Raw genomic sequence first — 16,782 nt, 5'->3', positions numbered from 1 at the left:
TTAAATGTATTTACGCATATGACCTAATGCGGCCTTTTCCAAACGTGAAACTTGAGCTTGCGATATACCGATTTCATCGGCGACTTCCATTTGTGTTTTTCCTTCAAAAAAGCGTAATGTAAGAATATGCTTTTCCCGTTCGCTCAATTTACGCAGTGCTTCCTTAATGGCCACTCCCTCTAGCCAGTTAAAATCCTGGTGTTTGTCATCGCTGATTTGATCCATAACAAAGATCGGATCACCACCATCATGATAAATGGGCTCAAATAGGGAGATTGGCTCCTGAATGGCGTCAAGGGCAAAAATGATTTCTTCCCGTTGTATCTTTAATTCATCGGCAATTTCATTGATGGAAGGCTCCCGGGAATATTTGCTTACCAGGGAATCACGTACTTGCAATGCTTTATACGCGATGTCCCGCATCGAACGGCTTACCCGTATCGGATTGTTGTCGCGTAAATATCTTCTTATTTCACCGATAATCATGGGTACTGCATAAGTGGAAAACTTGACATTCTGTGATAAATCAAAGTTATCAATGGCCTTGATCAGACCGATACAGCCAACCTGGAATAAATCATCAACATATTCGCCGCGGTTGTTAAACCGTTGTATGACACTCAGAACCAAACGCAGATTGCCGTAAATAAGCTGTTCTCGTGCAGACTTTTCTCCCTGCTGCATGACTTCAAACAATTCACGCATTTTGCCGGCGGAAATAACCGGGAGTTTGGCTGTATTAACACCACATATCTCAACCTTATTAATTATCACTGTGAATCCTCCCTATCTCCCTGCACCGTATTTGTTCGTTCCTATAGGAGGATTATTGCCAATCAAATTGCCTTTTATTCATCGGGGAAAATAGCAAAAAGGATATCCGGGCATGAGAAATGCCTCGAATATCCTTTAACTTTTGTCTGACTGCTATTAAGCGCCGCGCATCTCCATTCTGAGCTTGTCGGCAATCATCGCCATAAATTCAGAATTGGTAGGTTTACCTTTTTCCAGTTTAATGGTATAACCAAAAATCCGGTTGATCATTTCCATATTGCCACGGCTCCAGGCGACTTCAATCGCATGACGGATAGCCCGCTCAACCCGGCTGGGAGTCGTTGAGTATTTTTGGGCAATCATGGGATACAGGACTTTGGTGACCGCCCCAAGCAATTCAATTTCACCGATAATCATCATGATTGCATCACGTAAATATTGATAACCCTTAATATGAGCCGGAATGCCAATCTCGCGGATAATATTAGTAACCTCTACATCGACGGGACGAGCTTTTATTGCCTGAGCAACTACAGGTCGCTGCAAAGTAATCGTGCTGGCTAACTGTCTGATTCGGCTAGCTAAGACTTCCATATTAAATGGCTTTAACACGTAATAATCCGCACCCAGTTCCACAACCCGCTGAGTAATGCTTTCTTGTCCAAAAGCAGTCAACATGATGATTTTAGGACGTTTTCCAGTGAAAGTATTAACCCGTTCTAATACACCAATGCCATCCAAATGCGGCATAATAATGTCCAGGATAACTACATCAGGCTTAGCTTCCTGAATGATTGTCAGAATCTGCTCTCCATTATACGCTATCCCTACCAATTCGATGTCTTCCTGCTGAGTAAGAAATTCCTGCATAATTGCAGCAAATTCACGGTTATCATCAGCAATTGCCACTTTAATTACTTCTTTTGTCATTACTTTTCCTCCCTGTAGTTTTATGAAAATACAATTCGACAAAGCTACGTGATTTCCTTCCTCTTTTGGAAAATAAATACAATATGTAAGAGTTATTACATAAAAACAAACGGTAAGGAAAAAGTGAATAATTTCCCTACCGTTTGTTTCTCTGTTTTTGGAATTAATCCGCTTTCCATCAGCATCCAGTCGATAAAGCAGCCATAGCCTTTGGTGGGATCATGTACAAAGACATGAGTTACTGCGCCAATTAGTTTTCCATTTTGAATGATAGGGCTACCACTCATTCCTTGAATAATTCCGCCGGTTTTTTCTAGTAAACGGGGGTCGGTAACCTTAATAACCAGTCCTTTACTGCTAGGAGCCTCTTGCAGATTGATTTTTTGAATATCTACACTGAATTTTTCTATTTTTTGGTTATCAATAACGGTCAAAATTTCGGCAGGCCCTGTTTGTACCTGATTCATGGAGGCGACAGGCAAAGCTTCCGGATACAGCTCATTGGTCAAATTGGTTTTCATCTGGCCATATATGCCGAAGGTGGTATTTTTCTTAATATCTCCTACTATTTCATTGTCCTCAACAAAGGCACCGATTTTTTCTCCCGGTTGGCCTCGCTTTCCCTGCTGTATACCCGAAATGGTAGCCAATACAATTTTACCTTGATCACAATCAATAGGCTGGTTGGTATCACTGTCGGCAATCACATGTCCTAAAGCAGCATAGGCCCGCGATTTGGGTTCGTAAAAAGTAAGTGTACCAACTCCGGCCGCACTATCTCTAACAAAAAGTCCAATCCGGTAACGCCTAGTTTCGTTACATAATACCGGTGAAACAGTTACATTCATTTCCTCCGTGTTTCGTTTAATAATCATTTGTAAAGGTCGTCCGTTTTTTCCGCTATTGTCAATTATATCAGCTACCTGAGCGTCACTGTTAACGGTCACTCCGTTAATACTTATAATTGTATCACCGAGCTCAATTCCCGCATCCCTTGCCGGTGTTACAAGCTGACCTTCCTGATTTTGCACTGGCGAATTGCCGACGACAAGTACGCCGTGCGAGTGCAAAATCACACCAATCGAATGCCCGCCAGGAATTAATTTAATAGCTGGAATCACATCCACTTGAATACTGCGCAAAGGAAAAATTCCCAACAATTTAAACTCAACAACGGTTTTACCGATAGTCTGTGATGATAGAGCCACTTCTTTTGAAAATGCATAAACAGGGGAGCTCATTTCATAACTGGTATTTTTATATATTTTAATCGTCAAAGGAAAGTTAATAGGAAAAAAAGTTGTTTCCCCTTCAATCATATTGATGTGCGGCGGAAGATTATAGATGTTGCGAAATTGTGGTGAAAAGCAAAAGCTGAGAATGAGTAATACAATCATTATCCCCGTAACAGACCGCCGACGGCTTTTATGCATTTTTTTACATCACATCCCTTCGCAATTTTCGTTTATAGATTACCTGTTTTTTTAGGGGATTATTCCGGAATTAATAGCATTATTTATCATTTATCTTTATTTAAGGCGATTATATTAAAAAAAACAGAGAAACCTCAAAGTTTCTCTGTTTTTTTCCATTTTTCTTTTTTATTTTTAGCAGTTTCCAGTATTTGTTGCGCATTTTCCAAGGCAATCGGAGTAATCTCTGTACCGGAAACCATCCGGGCCAATTCGGTTAGCCGTTGTTCTTCCGTTAACAGGCGAAGCGAAGTAGTCGTCCGTTCCTCTTCCACAACCTTCTCTATATAAATATGTGTATCCGCCATACAGGCAATTTGCGGCAAATGGGTGATACATAGCACCTGTTTGCTGGCACTGATCAGACTAATTCGTTCCGCAATGCGAAAGGCCATTTCTCCGCCAACACCGGCATCCACTTCGTCGAAGACCAGGGTCGGGATCTCGTCCTTTTGCGAAAAAACAGCTTTAATAGCTAGTGCGATACGGGATAGTTCACCACCGGAGACTATTTTATGCAAGGGTTTTAGTTCTTCCCCAGGATTGGCCGAGAATAAAAACACCACGTCATTGGCGCCATCCGTTCCTAATCGGTCACTAGACGTGATATGAACAGTAAAGTTAGCCTTGGGCATCCCCAAATGAGCAAGGTGTTCGGTTATTTCCTTACCCAGCTCTCGCCCCGACTGCTTTCGCAATGTACCCAGCTTGGCTGCAGCAGCCTGGAGCTCAGCAAATAAACTGTCCCGCTGGCGAACCAATTTTTCGATTTGTTCGTCATAATGATTAATGGTATACAGTTCTTTTTCGGCTTGCTCATAATAGCTCAGAACGTCTTCGATCGTTGCTCCGTATTTCTTTTTTAGCTTGTGAATCAGGTCGGCCCGCAGCTGCAACATTTCCAAACGTTCGGGATTAAACTCAATGGTATCCTGGTAGCTGCCTATATCGCTGGTGCTTTCTTCTAATTGATATAAGGCTTCCGTAATCGCTGCAATGATCGGGTGCAGGTCATCATCAAAGCGTTCAATGGACTCCAGTTCCTTTTTTACTTCCGTCAATTGAGCAATGATACCGCCCTGGTCGCCAAGGCCTTCTCCCAGCAAGAGATGGGCGTGATTGATAGCCCTGGCAATTCGTTCGGCGTTGGCTAATATACGTATTTCATTATCCAGGTCACGGTCTTCATTTACCTGAAGCGCTGCGGCGGAGATTTCCTTTGTTTGCCAGGAAAGCATATCCAGTCGTTGTTCACGTTCGCGGGAATGGGCTTCAAGCCTGGCCAGCTCTTCCTTCGCCTTTAGCCAGTTTCGGTATATCTCTTGGTAGCTCTGCAAAACCGGCAGAATGTCATGCTGAAACAAGTCGAGCAGGTGAATATGGATTTCCGGTTTCAGCAAAGATTGGTTTTCATGCTGGCCGTGCATATCCACCAGTTTTTCGCCAATTTGCCGCAAAACAGCCAGGGTAATGTGGCAGCCATTAAGTATAATGGTATTTTTGCCATTACGAGTCACTTTGCGGCTTATAATGATGTTGCCTTCTTCCGGGACGATTCCCTGCTCATCCAACAATTCCATAACAGAAGCCATTTGCTCAATGGTAAATACAGCCTCTACCCGGAGAAACTCGGTTCCGGTACGTATAAAGTCGGCAGAGGCCCGCTCCCCCAGGATAATGCCCAAAGCATCAATAAGGATTGATTTGCCGGCGCCTGTTTCGCCGCTTAAAATATTCAGTCCCTCTGAAAATTCTACAGATACTTGCTGAATCAAGGCAAAATTAGTAATGGTTAGCGATTTTAGCATCCACATCCATCTCCTCTAAACTAAAGCGTCTAACCGTATCATGAGCAAACTATTGTTGTAACAAATTCTGAAATTTGCTTAACACCATGGGAACTGCGTCCGGCGGTTTTACTACAACAAAAATGGTATCATCACCGGCAACGGTTCCTAACACTTCCGACCATTTGGCGCAATCAATAGTGGAGGCAACCGCCTGTGCCGTCCCTGGAAGAGTCTTCAAGACAATCATATTCTGGCTATGGTCCAGGAGCAGAACAGAATCTTGGAACATACGCGCCATTCTCGCCTGAGAAAAAATCACGTTTTGTTCTAAGGGAAACGCATACCGGTATCGTCCGTCCCCAACAGGAACCTTAATTAGCATTAATTCTTTAATGTCTCTGGAAACAGTGGCCTGGGTGATCTCAATACCTTCTTTGCGTAAGGATTCCGCCAATTCTTCCTGTGTCTCAATTACTTTATGTTCAATGATTTCCTTAATCTTTGCGTGCCGTATCCCCTTCAAAAAATTCACCTCTCGTCTTTTCAATTATATATAACCGGGGTGGATACTTGGTATGATTGATCACATTCCAGCAGCAGGCGGTAAATATGCTTTGCGGTAATTTTTCCAGGAAAGCCTCTACTGCCTGTGTCTCTTCATTTCCCCCCGTATGCCCCGGATAAGCGACAACAGAAACCAAACCACCTACCTGCAACCGCTGCAGACAGATGTGTAGTGCCGCAAGAGTTGTCTGTGGCCTGGTAATCAGCAGATGATCCCCTCCCGGGAGATACCCCAGATTAAACATAGCAACCTCAAGCGTTCCTAAGCCGACATGTTCACCAACCGTTGCATGGCTGGCTGAAATCAGTTTGACTTTTTGTTCAAGACCGTGCCTAATCAGTAGTTCCTGTGTTTGCTTTATCGCTGCAGCTTGAATATCGAAGGAATATATCGTGGCAGCGGGAGAAGAGTTACGGGCTAAAAACAGTGTATCGCCACCTTTTCCCATGGTAGCATCGACTAGGCAGGTCGCTTGTTGAACCTTAGACAACAATAGTCGCTGCGCCATTTGAACGGCGTTTAAGGTTTGCATTTTCATTTGCCCCTTCGCAGCTTACTATGTAATTTCCCATAGTAATTTTGATCATTAAATTTGACAAATTGAGCCGAAAATCCGGAACGTCTAACGGTTATCTGGTCGCCGGTCAATAGCTTGTAAATCGTTTGACCGTCTAAGGTTAACACGATATCATCCGATACCGATTGCAGTTTGATCAGCATTTCTTCAGTGTCGGCAACTACCAGTGAACGTGAATTTAATGTATGAGGGCATATGGGAGTTATCAATAATACATTCAGGCTGGGTTTTATGATCGGACCGCCGGCTGACAGAGAATAGCCTGTGGAACCGGTAGGTGTGGAAATAATCAAGCCATCAGCCGAGTAGTTTGCCGTTAAAGCATGGTTTATATACAAATTTAACCGGATCATACGGGAACAACCGCCGCGGGTCACAACAACATCGTTTAAGGCGGAGGAAACATAGATGGTCTTCTTGCCACGGCAAACTATTGCCTCCAGCATGACATGGTTTTCCGTAGTATACGCTCCGGCAATCAATTTGTCTAAAGCTACACTTAGCTCCGGCAGTTCCACTTCCGTTAGGAAACCCAGTTGCCCCATATTAATACCGCAAAGCGGAATTCCGTATGGTGCAATCTTTCTGGCGGTGCTAAGCAAAGTGCCGTCGCCTCCCAGGGTAAGGGCCAGTGTAATATCCTGGCTCGGCTCCTGTTCAAAAGGATGGGTCAGGCTTTGATATGTATCTGTTTTTGCCATTTCTTCCGGCAACAGGACCCGTACCTGGTTTTTACGCAGATACTCGATAACCCAGGATAGTACATTACCAATATTTTTTTTTTTGAAGTTAGGAAATAAAGCAAAAGTCAGCAAGGTCCATCCCCCATCATATCCAACTAGTACCGTGCGTCACGTAAAAGCTGAATGAAAAATCAGCTATGTTTCCTAGATGACGGACTATTACTATTTATCTAAAACCTGTATAATCTGCCTGATTAAGATAAAGTCCCATGGGCATTGGCAACCACTTCGGCGATTACCTGACTGGTAAGTACATCTTCCGTAGGAAAATTAGCCAAGTGAATTAAATACTCAATATTACCTTCCGGTCCTTTTACCGGGGAAAAAGTCAGGCTCATTGGTACTAACCCCGTCTCCCTGGCAAACTCTATAATATGTGTAATAACCTCTATATGAACACTGGCATCCCTTACGACACCTTTTTTCCCTACTTTTTCCCGGCCTGCTTCAAATTGAGGTTTGATTAATGCGATAACAGTAGCGTGTTCTGCCAGTAGCGATTTTACTACGGGCAGAACTTTGGTTAAAGATATAAATGCCACGTCAATGGTAGCAAAGTCCAAGTAAACACCCAGCATATCAACCGTCACATTGCGGATATTCGTTCTTTCCATGTTAACGACACGCTCATCGGTTCGCAAAGACCAGGCTAGTTGTCCATAACCAACATCAATAGCAAAAACCTTAGCGGCGCCATGTTGCAAAGCACAATCAGTAAAGCCACCGGTTGATGCACCAATATCAGCCATGACTTTTCCGGTCATATCAATCTGAAAATACGCCAGGGCCTTAGCTAATTTCAAGCCGCCACGACTGACATAGCCAATGCTGTCGCCTTGGACGATGAGGTTAGCCGTGGTGGACACCAAAGTGCCGGCCTTGTCCACTTTTTGACCGTTGACAAAGACCAGTCCGGCCATGATACAGGCCTTGGCCCGTTCGCGGCTGGGAGCCAAGCCCTGGGTGGTCAATAAAATATCCAAACGCTCTTTACTCATATGTATCCTTTCGTCTCTAGGGAACCGCTGATTAAATGAGCCTGCCGGCCTGACGAGAGATTTTTTCGGCTGGCAAGGAAGTAAAACCGCAGGAATAGCGGTCCCTATTTCAAGGTTTTGCTGACGCAGCCAGACGGAAAAAGATCCGCCAGGATGTGCAGTGTGAATTAATCAGTGGTTCCCTAGATAAACTTATTCAGCGAAAAATATCAAACGCATAGGCAACTAAAATACCTAGAGCGGCACCGGCTAAAACCTCTAACGGCGTATGTCCCAGTAATTCCTTCAGTTTTATGTCAGGCAGGGTATGTTCGACCCGCATCTGATGAACCAAACGATTGATGACTTTAGCCTGTTTACCGGCTGCATTTCTCACACCGGCCGCATCGTACATCACAATGGACGCTAAGATGACAGCAATGGCAAAGGTGGAGGAAGCAAAGCCATCCTGTAAGCCTGTAGCAAAAGCCAAACTGACTACCAGAGCCGTATGAGAACTTGGCATACCGCCCGAGCCGACCAACCGTTCAGCATTAAACTCGCGGTGCTCTAAAAAAGAAGTAAGTACTTTTAGTAATTGGGCGCTTAGCCAGGCTGTAAAAGCACTTAGGAGAATAATGTTATGTCCCAGGGAAGTCAGAAACTCAGACACTGTAAGCACCTCAATTCTCGCGGGTTAGAACATAGCGAACCATCAAGCGCAATATGTCGGCTTCAGGACCAAACTTGTCCAAAGCAGAAAGTGCCCGCTGTCCGGCAGCTTCCGCCATACTCTGGGCCTCTGCCAGTGAATAGAGCGAGACATAGGTAGCCTTTTGATTTTTTTCATCACTGCCGATCGGCTTGCCGATTTTCGCTTGATCACCTGTTACATCAAGAATGTCATCAGTGATTTGGAAAGTCAGGCCAAATTCTTCCGCATAGGTAGTCAATGCGTCTACCTGCCATGTTTGTGCATTTGCCAGCATGGCGCCGGCACGCAGCGCAGCCTTGAATAAGGCACCGGTTTTGGCCTGATGCATGTACGTCAAGGTAGCAATATCAATCATTTTTCCTTCCGACAATAAATCAACTGTCTGCCCGCCAATCATGCCTGTTGCGCCGGCAGACGAGGCTATTTCCCTCACAACCTGGAGCAATACCGCCGGTGCAACCTCCGGCTGGGCCAGCATGATTTCAAATGCAGCCGTGAGCAGACCATCTCCTGCCAGCAAGGCAATTGCCTCACCAAACACCTTGTGATTGGTGAGTTTGCCGCGCCGGTAGTCATCATTGTCCATGCTGGGCAGGTCATCATGTATTAAGGAATAGGTATGAATCATTTCTAAACCACAGGCAACATGCCGGTAACGGGCTCCCTGACCGCCAACGGCATCGGCGGCAGCCATCAATAAGACGGGACGCAGGCGTTTACCACCTGCTAACAGACTATAGCGCATGGCTTCAAAGACTTTTGCCGGATATCCGTTATATTCCGGAATAAATTCTTCTAAAGCCAGGTCGATGAGTGCGCTTTTTTCCTGAATGTACTTGCGTAACATTACATATCCTCCTGCAAAGGCAATGGTTTTTCTACCATTATGCCCTCTTCCTCATGCAATATTGTATCTATTTGTTGTTCGGCATTATTTAGCTTGGTAAGGCAGGCTTTGGATAAAAGAACTCCCTCCGAAAAACGGGCAAGCGACTCGTCAAGCGACAGTTCGCCTTTTTCCAGTTGTTTCACGATATCTTCCAATTTCTGCAATGCCTCTTCAAACAATAGCTCATTTCCGGTTGTTTGGTTTTCAGCTAACTCAGTGGTTTTCTTTTTCACGGGGTTCTCCTTCTCTCACGGTAATCACTTTAGCAGTAAGACTGCCTTGTGCCAGAACAATCTCCAGTTCTTGACCGGGAACGACATCTCGGACGGAGCGGACAACTTCCTTCTCGGCCGTACGGGTAATACTATAACCGCGTGCCAATACGGATAAAGGATTCAATACCAACAATTTTTCCGTCAGCAGTTTAAATGCATGCTGTTTGGTAACGACGGTTTTACCAGTTGCCTGCACCAGCCGTTGCACAAGTTCGTCAACCAGCTGGTGCTTATCTTTAATCAGTTCATAAGGCTGTGTAAAGGAACGGCTGCCAATATATTTCAGAACACAAGTCCGGTTGCTATCAATTATATGATACATATCTTTTATCAGCATGTCACGCAATGCTTGTACATAGCGGCGCAATTCTGCCGCATCGGGGACAATCAGCTCGGCAGCCTGCGAGGGAGTGGCAGCCCGTCTGTCTGCCGCAAAATCGGAAAGAGTATAATCTGTCTCATGACCTACTGCCGATACTATCGGTATTTCAGAAGCCGCAATGCTGCGGACGACTTCCTCTTCATTAAATGCCCATAACTCCTCGATCGAACCACCGCCCCTACCGACAATGATTACATCGACTTGCTTTAGCCGGTTTAACACGGCAAGGGCGCGGGCAATTTCTTTTGGCGCCTCCGGTCCTTGTACCTTGACTGGAAACAAAGTTAAAGAAATGCCGGGATGTCTTCGTTTGGAAACCGTAACGATATCCCGCAGTACAGCCCCCGTCGGCGAGGTAACAATGCCGATTCTTTGCGGCAACATAGGCAAAGGCCGTTTCCGGCTTTCATCAAACAATCCTTCTACTGAAAGTCTTTCCTTCAATTGTTGAAAAGCAAGGCTTAAATCACCGACACCATCGGGTAATAATTGTTCAACATACAATTGGTACTGCCCGTCCCGTTCAAAAACGGAAATCTGACCTCCGGCAATAATCTGCAACCCGTCATGCGGTCTAAAGCGGAGAAACTGTGCCCGGCTTTTGAACATAACGGCCCGTATTGTCGCATTGCTGTCTTTTAAAGTAAAATAGCAATGTCCGGAATAATGCTGCTTATAATTTGAAATTTCACCTTTAATATAGACGGATGAAAGTATGGCGTCCCTAACAAAGGCTTGTTTAATATATTTTGTAATATCACTGACCGTATATACTTTCAAAGCCATCATCCTAACATTTGGTATAATGCACAAAAAAAAACAGACAGAAGCCTGAAATGCAGATGAGACAACGTCATATCAAAAACTTCTGTGAGAAATATATTTTTGTACGCAAAAGCCGGTAACCGTACCGACAACAAACCCAATAAAACCTCCCGGCGGCAGCAATTGTCCGATAAAAGTACCTATGGCTGCGCCTACGACAATATATGCCAACATATACCCGTGCACCTCCGCATAGCTCTTCTTATTAGTAGCATATGCGAAGAATCCGGTAAGCGTGCTATTGTATAGAAGCGAAGTATGCCGCACCAACGGCATTATCACTGCTGAATTCTCTTTGTGGAAAATACAGTTTCGCCCGTTCGGCGGTTAATTTTTTAGAAACATATTGCCGAATGAAGGAATTGGACATAACACCGCCCACCATTAGAACTTCCTCAAGACCAGTCTGTCCTATTGCCTCGCGAATCATTTTATACAAAGCCTCTGCGACACAAATCTCCACGCCGGCAGCTAGCGCCGCAAAATCAGGATTTTTAGGTAAAAGACGCATTACGTGAGACTCAGGTCCGGAAAAACTAATCTGCAATCCCCGGGCTGCAACAGGCAACAAAAGAGGATTATCATGACCTTGAGCTGCTAGTTTTTCTAAATGAGGTCCCGCAGGAAAAGGAAGTCTCATCGCGACACCTACACGATCAATAAATTGACCGGCATGCAAATCAGAGCTGCCGCCGAGCCTTTCCAAGCTCATCGGACTGGTTTTGCTAACTCGGACAATTTCTGTCGTCCCGCCGGAGACGTGGACAGCTAAAAAATTGTTACCAGCCGGTCCGCCTGCTGACCAAATGCCGGCTAAGATATGGTTTTCCTGATGGCTGATCCGGTATAACCTGCTGTTTTGCATACAGGCCAGCGCCTTGGCATAGCCTTCCCCCACCAGAAAAGCCGGCATATAAGAATCCGGCAAAGGACGGGGATAGGCAGATACCCCAATGGCAGCGAGAACCCGTTCATCCTGAATGGAAGTCAGCGCCTGTTCTAACAGCGGCGGCAAATTGCGCGAGTGTTGAAATACCATTTCAGATTGCGCCAGGCCACGGCCACCAGCTTTAACGGTTAGTAATTTTCGGGCTTCAGCGACTAAATGACCGGCCTCGCTGAAAATGGCCACTGATGTTGTATAACAACTGGTATCAATTCCTAGATAGCAGCGAGTCATAGTAATGTCCTCACTGCCGGCTTTTTACCAGAGAACCTAAAATACCATTCACAAAACGACTGGAGTCCTCCGTACCAAATGCTTTGGCCAGTTCGACCGCTTCATTGATTACCACATTGGGAGGCAGCTTTTCCTCGCTATAGGTCATTTCATAAACGGCGATGCGAGCGATATTACGGTCGACACCTGTCATACGTTCCAGCTTCCATTCGTTGGAGACCTTTGAAATGATATTGTCTATTTCCTCCAGATGAGCTTGCGTTCCCTGGACAAGCTGCTCGGTATATTCTTTTGCTTTGGCACTTACCTGCAGATTTTCGTCAAATACCAATCCAAGCGCATCGTTATAATCGGCAGAATTAAAATCAAGTTGAAATAAAGTCTGTAATGCCATTTCCCTGGCTTTCCGGCGACTCATATAATACCTCTTTTCTAAAAGTTAAATACAACTAAGTGACTAGCCTTCTTTGTCACCTAAACACATGGATCCTCTTGCAGTCTTTTTCGCCCAGCTTCCCTATCTACTGGTTTAAGTGACGCAGAGTCTAGCGATGATATCCGGGCGGCAGCAATTTTTCCAATATATCCATAATATCTTCTTTTTCATCAATACGTTTTCCTATAACATAACCGGCTATCATACATAATAATACGAAAATTGTGCGGAAAAAGCCGAAGGTAATAATAAAAATTCCGATTAGCAAGCCAATCGCAGCTCCCGAAATTTTCCCACTATGATTTTGCCATATTTCTGCCAATAGCTTGGAGTTCATCGTATCACCTCATCTTATTCCACACGATGTTTGGTCTTAAATTCATTAGAAATATTTTCAACCAGGATATGTATATGGGATAATTCAACACCGACTGTATTTTTGATGTATTCATGAACCCGTCTTTGCACTTCGGCAGATACACTGGGAACATTGCTTTCCGGACTAATAACGGCGCGCAGCATTACTTTAAGGCCTTGTTCGTCATGCGTAACAAATACTTTGACACCACGAACACCGCGTGTGTTTCTCGATATCTTTTCCACCAGATTCCTAACGGCATCCAAAGATATGTTAACATCCCCCATGTCGGTATGGTGAACTATGGTGTTTTTTGACCGTTCGGCCCGTGAACGCACCCCTGCTAATAAAAGCCGGACACTTACAAGAAAAAAGACAGCAGCAACCAGACCGGCTTCCCAATGACCATACAGATAGGCAATGCTTGTCTGCACCCATTCTAAAGAAATTAGGCGTAAAGAAATTAAGATTACGCCTAAAGATAAGAACGCTAATAGTAGTGTATAAATTGAAAGAATGACACGATCAATGATTCCCATAACGGCTCCTTTCCCAGCCAGCTAAGCTCCATGTTCTGTTTTAGGTAGTGTATTACCGTACACGAATGTCCTCATCTTTATTATCTTGCCCAAATCCAACCCCTTGAATGTGAATATTAATTTCCACAACATCCAGTCCTGTCATCGTTTCAATAGCCCGTTTCACATTCTCCTGAACCTGCAGAGCGACATCGGGAATACGTACCCCATACTCTACAATAATATATAAATCTACGGCCGCTTCTTTTTCTCCGACTTCCACTTTGACCCCTTTAGCCAGGTTTTTTTTCCCTAGCATTTCGGCAATGCCGCCTACGAGGCCTCCGCTCATTCCTGCTACGCCCGAAATTTCCGTTGCGGCCATACCTGCAATAATTCCTACCACTTCATCGGCTATCCGGATAGCCCCCACATCACTCGATTCATTTCTTACGACATGGTTCTGGTTACTCAATCACAACCCCCCTATCTTACGATTATTGGAAAATGCTGTATATTATCTGCAATTTAAGGTGGATATCAGTATATAATACTTATAATTATACCAAATATTCCTCATCTTTACAAATTACATACGAGTGCCCCACCAATTGTGAAACTACAGGTTCTTTACAGGTCTTTTCCGTAAGGCTTTGTTGTCAGCGGCTTACCTATGCTCAAATAAGCGCGTCTCTTCCGCCTTGTTTTGTGAAAAATCCCCGCAAATGTAATTGCACTTTCAAATTTGGCGGAGCACTAGAAAAGCCGAGCTATACGCTTCCGTTTTGCCGATTAGTAGGCAGCAATCACTTCTATTTCGATCTGCACATCCCGCGGCAATCTGGCCACTTCAACACAGCTTCTGGCCGGCGGTTCTTCCGTAAAATATTCCGCATACACTTTATTTACATCCGCAAAATCACTTATATCTTTCAAAAATACGGTTGTTTTGACTGCATTGGCAAACGTCAAGCCCTCTTTTTCCAGTATGACCTTTATATTATTTAAAACCTGGTAGGTCTGCATCACTGTACCACCGTATACAATTTGCCCGCTAATAGGATCTAAGGGGATTTGTCCGGACAGGAACAAAAAACCATTTGCTTTAATCGCCTGTGAATAGGGTCCGATGGCCTGTGGCGCACGGTCGGTATTTATAACGGTTTTCATACTCAATCCCTCGCTTATGATCTTTAATTTACAATTAATCATATATTAATTTCCATAACTTGAAAAGTCTTTTTGTTAAAATATTATCATTTGCTGCTTCTATCGGCATTGTGCTGTATTTTTCCCGCTAACACGCATTGTTGAAAGACGTCTTTTTGACACCGGGAACAATGACGGGTGTCAATTTGCTTCATGGCATAATCGATGGCATTGACCGTATGAGGAAAAAAATGATCCTCTCCAATATCGTCGTACAAGCCTGTGGTCTCCAGCTTCTTCTTAGGTTGTCCCTGCAGGCCGGCAATCAGTACAGTGATCTTTCTCATTCTCAAACGTTCGATTATTTTTCTTAAATGATTTTCCCCCGTAATATCAATAATGGATACTTTACTCATGCGTAAGATAATAATGCTGGGTTCGTAGTTGATCATTTTCATAACACTTTGGGAAAACATCTGGGCTGCGCCGAAAAATAAAGGTCCGTCAATGCTATAAATACTGATTTGCGGACAGGAGTATTCTTCCGGCACTTCATCGTCGACGACTTCGATCAGGTTGCTGCTACGGTCAAAAACCACCGGCTTGACCGCCGTGATTTCACTCATGCGTTTTACAAACAGCATCATAGCCAACAGCAAACCTACTTCAACGGCTATTGTTAAATTGACAAATACGGTGAGAACGAAAGAAATAAGTAAAACAACACTACTGAATGTACGCACTTTTACAATATCGGCGAAGGCCTGATGTTCGCTCATATTGTAAGAAACGAGCATCAGGACAGGAGCCATGCTGGATAGCGGGATCAATCCGGCATACGGTGCCAGCAATAATAAAGTAAAGAATACGAAAATGCCGGAAATAACAACAGAATAGCGGGTAGCCGCTCCTGTTTTAATGTTAGTGGCAGTCCGGGCGATGGCTCCTGTGGCGGGAATGCCGCCAAAAAGAGGACTTACCAAATTGGCGATGCCCTGTCCAATCAATTCCTTATTGCTATTGTGTTGAGTTCCGGCCATACCGTCGGCAACAACCGCCGATAAGAGTGATTCAATAGCGCCTAAAATGGCAATGGTAAGGGCAGGTTGAAAAAGCTGTTCTATTTTATCGATAGAAACTTCCGGAATAACCAATTGCGGCAAGCCGCTGGGAATACCGCCAAAGGCCGAAGCGATCGTCGTCACTTCCTGGGGATAAAAGATCGTGGTCACAGTGGTAGAAACCAATATGCCAATAAGTGCACCGGGCAGTCTGGGGAAAAAACGCGGTGTAATGAGTATAACAGCCAGACAGATAGACGCTGTTATTACGCTGTAGATATTCGTGGTATAAAGATGAGCACCGATATCCCGCATGATAGCAATGAAGCTTTCATGACGCTCAACGCCGCTAAGACCAAGAAAATTAACGATTTGTCCGGTAAAAATGGTGACGGCAATACCGGCTGTAAAGCCGATGGTTACTGAACGGGGAATAAACTTTATTAAAGACCCCATGCCCAAAAGCCCCATGGCAATTAACAGCAAACCGGACAGAAATCCTGCGACAAGCAAGTTCTCATAACCGTAAGTTAAAACAATGGAAAGTAGAATCGGGATAAAGGCTCCGGTCGGACCGGAAACCTGAAATTTGGTTCCGCCAAGCAGCGCAACCAGGCAGGCGGCAATAATTGTTGTGTAGATCCCATATTCCGGTTTTACACCGGAAGCAATGGCAAAAGCCATGGCCAATGGTAATGAAACGACTCCCACTGTGAGCCCCGAAACTAAATCTTTCTTGAAACAGCGGGTAAGGTAACGTTTAATCGGTATGCGGATAGCGCGGTTCATAATAGATTAACTTCCTCTCAGATAAGATAATATCTAAAAATGTACAAAAAAGTGCACATAGTTGTCGGCTTAATTTTTCTAGAATAGACACTATGTGCATAATTATGTATATTTTAATTTTCAGTCGCTAAAAAACAAATTTCTTATAAATTCATCATATTGTACAGCCATTACACTCACACCCATATTTGAAAATGAAAAGAATAATCATATCATATCATAGATTAGCACTATATGTTAATCCTTGTTTTTAATGTATTTGAACAAATAAGAAGCTAATCCGGTCCTTAGCTGCAGATAAGAACAGTTTCGGGCAGAATTAGCTATTTTTCTTGCAATTTTGTGGCCACTACTTACCATAGACAAGATAATCAACT

At 44.2% G+C, this 16,782-nt stretch carries 20 protein-coding genes; all 20 read right to left on the bottom strand.

Features of this window, described 5'->3' with window-relative positions:
• The 20 genes from sigG to BMW43_RS00355 all read right to left on the bottom strand — a co-directional run bounded on the left by sigG (nt 1) and on the right by BMW43_RS00355 (nt 16,405).
• The gene (gene sigG, locus BMW43_RS00445) at nt 1-774 is read right to left on the bottom strand and encodes an RNA polymerase sporulation sigma factor SigG (RefSeq protein ID WP_091743425.1); all 774 of its coding nucleotides are present in this window, start codon (nt 772-774) and stop codon (nt 1-3) included.
• A 156-nt stretch (nt 775-930) separates the two neighbouring features.
• Nucleotides 931-1,704 (bottom strand): sporulation transcription factor Spo0A, encoded by a 774-nt coding sequence (gene spo0A / locus BMW43_RS00440; protein WP_091743424.1) that lies wholly within the window; start codon nt 1,702-1,704, stop codon nt 931-933.
• Nucleotides 1,705-1,799: 95 nt separating this feature from the next.
• The gene (gene spoIVB / locus BMW43_RS00435; protein ID WP_091743423.1) at nt 1,800-3,137 is read right to left on the bottom strand and encodes a SpoIVB peptidase; all 1,338 of its coding nucleotides are present in this window, start codon (nt 3,135-3,137) and stop codon (nt 1,800-1,802) included.
• A gap of 134 nt (nt 3,138-3,271) precedes the next feature.
• Nucleotides 3,272-4,984 (bottom strand): DNA repair protein RecN, encoded by a 1,713-nt coding sequence (gene recN, locus BMW43_RS00430; protein WP_091743422.1) that lies wholly within the window; start codon nt 4,982-4,984, stop codon nt 3,272-3,274.
• Nucleotides 4,985-5,033: 49 nt separating this feature from the next.
• Complete coding sequence (gene argR / locus BMW43_RS00425) at nt 5,034-5,489, bottom strand: arginine repressor (protein ID WP_091743421.1); 456 nt, start codon at nt 5,487-5,489, stop codon at nt 5,034-5,036.
• Complete coding sequence (mnmM, locus tag BMW43_RS00420) at nt 5,461-6,063, bottom strand: tRNA 5-(aminomethyl)-2-thiouridylate-methyltransferase MnmM (RefSeq protein ID WP_091743420.1); 603 nt, start codon at nt 6,061-6,063, stop codon at nt 5,461-5,463. Before mnmM ends, argR begins: the two co-directional genes overlap by 29 nt.
• Nucleotides 6,064-6,065: 2 nt before the next feature.
• Complete coding sequence (locus tag BMW43_RS00415; RefSeq protein ID WP_091743419.1) at nt 6,066-6,923, bottom strand: NAD(+)/NADH kinase; 858 nt, start codon at nt 6,921-6,923, stop codon at nt 6,066-6,068.
• A 122-nt stretch (nt 6,924-7,045) separates the two neighbouring features.
• The gene (locus BMW43_RS00410) at nt 7,046-7,849 is read right to left on the bottom strand and encodes a TlyA family RNA methyltransferase (protein ID WP_091743418.1); all 804 of its coding nucleotides are present in this window, start codon (nt 7,847-7,849) and stop codon (nt 7,046-7,048) included.
• Nucleotides 7,850-8,045: 196 nt separating this feature from the next.
• The gene (locus tag BMW43_RS00405) at nt 8,046-8,501 is read right to left on the bottom strand and encodes a divergent PAP2 family protein (protein WP_091743417.1); all 456 of its coding nucleotides are present in this window, start codon (nt 8,499-8,501) and stop codon (nt 8,046-8,048) included.
• A 10-nt stretch (nt 8,502-8,511) separates the two neighbouring features.
• Complete coding sequence (locus BMW43_RS00400) at nt 8,512-9,390, bottom strand: polyprenyl synthetase family protein (RefSeq protein ID WP_091743416.1); 879 nt, start codon at nt 9,388-9,390, stop codon at nt 8,512-8,514.
• Nucleotides 9,390-9,665: an exodeoxyribonuclease VII small subunit gene (gene xseB / locus BMW43_RS00395; RefSeq protein WP_091743415.1), complete on the bottom strand. Its 276-nt coding sequence runs from the start codon at nt 9,663-9,665 to the stop codon at nt 9,390-9,392. Before xseB ends, BMW43_RS00400 begins: the two co-directional genes overlap by 1 nt.
• Nucleotides 9,646-10,869 carry an exodeoxyribonuclease VII large subunit gene (xseA, locus tag BMW43_RS00390; protein ID WP_091743414.1) on the bottom strand — a complete coding sequence of 408 codons (1,224 nt, stop codon included), beginning with the start codon at nt 10,867-10,869 and terminating at the stop codon, nt 9,646-9,648. The genes xseB and xseA overlap by 20 nt, the downstream gene beginning before the upstream one ends.
• 78 nt (nt 10,870-10,947) lie before the next feature.
• Nucleotides 10,948-11,088 (bottom strand): hypothetical protein, encoded by a 141-nt coding sequence (locus BMW43_RS20995; protein WP_177173417.1) that lies wholly within the window; start codon nt 11,086-11,088, stop codon nt 10,948-10,950.
• Nucleotides 11,089-11,152: 64 nt separating this feature from the next.
• Nucleotides 11,153-12,094, bottom strand: a complete 942-nt coding sequence (locus BMW43_RS00385) for a Kae1-like domain-containing protein (protein ID WP_091743413.1) — start codon at nt 12,092-12,094, stop codon at nt 11,153-11,155.
• Nucleotides 12,095-12,104: 10 nt separating this feature from the next.
• Entirely contained in the window at nt 12,105-12,512 is a 408-nt protein-coding gene (gene nusB, locus BMW43_RS00380) for a transcription antitermination factor NusB (RefSeq protein ID WP_091743412.1), read from the bottom strand.
• A 127-nt stretch (nt 12,513-12,639) separates the two neighbouring features.
• Nucleotides 12,640-12,867 carry a DUF2273 domain-containing protein gene (locus BMW43_RS00375; protein WP_091743411.1) on the bottom strand — a complete coding sequence of 76 codons (228 nt, stop codon included), beginning with the start codon at nt 12,865-12,867 and terminating at the stop codon, nt 12,640-12,642.
• A 14-nt stretch (nt 12,868-12,881) separates the two neighbouring features.
• On the bottom strand, nt 12,882-13,427 hold the full coding sequence (amaP, locus tag BMW43_RS00370) for an alkaline shock response membrane anchor protein AmaP (protein ID WP_091743410.1): 546 nt from the start codon (nt 13,425-13,427) through the stop codon (nt 12,882-12,884).
• 52 nt (nt 13,428-13,479) lie between these two features.
• Entirely contained in the window at nt 13,480-13,881 is a 402-nt protein-coding gene (locus BMW43_RS00365) for an Asp23/Gls24 family envelope stress response protein (protein ID WP_091743409.1), read from the bottom strand.
• A 317-nt stretch (nt 13,882-14,198) separates the two neighbouring features.
• On the bottom strand, nt 14,199-14,576 hold the full coding sequence (locus tag BMW43_RS00360) for a RidA family protein (protein ID WP_091743408.1): 378 nt from the start codon (nt 14,574-14,576) through the stop codon (nt 14,199-14,201).
• Nucleotides 14,577-14,662: 86 nt separating this feature from the next.
• Nucleotides 14,663-16,405 (bottom strand): SulP family inorganic anion transporter, encoded by a 1,743-nt coding sequence (locus BMW43_RS00355; protein ID WP_091743407.1) that lies wholly within the window; start codon nt 16,403-16,405, stop codon nt 14,663-14,665.
• Nucleotides 16,406-16,782: the final 377 nt, after the last annotated feature.

Source organism: Propionispora vibrioides, assembly GCF_900110485.1.
Taxonomy (GTDB): Bacteria; Bacillota; Negativicutes; order Propionisporales; family Propionisporaceae; genus Propionispora; species Propionispora vibrioides.
This window is presented reverse-complemented; position numbering and strand designations above follow the sequence as displayed.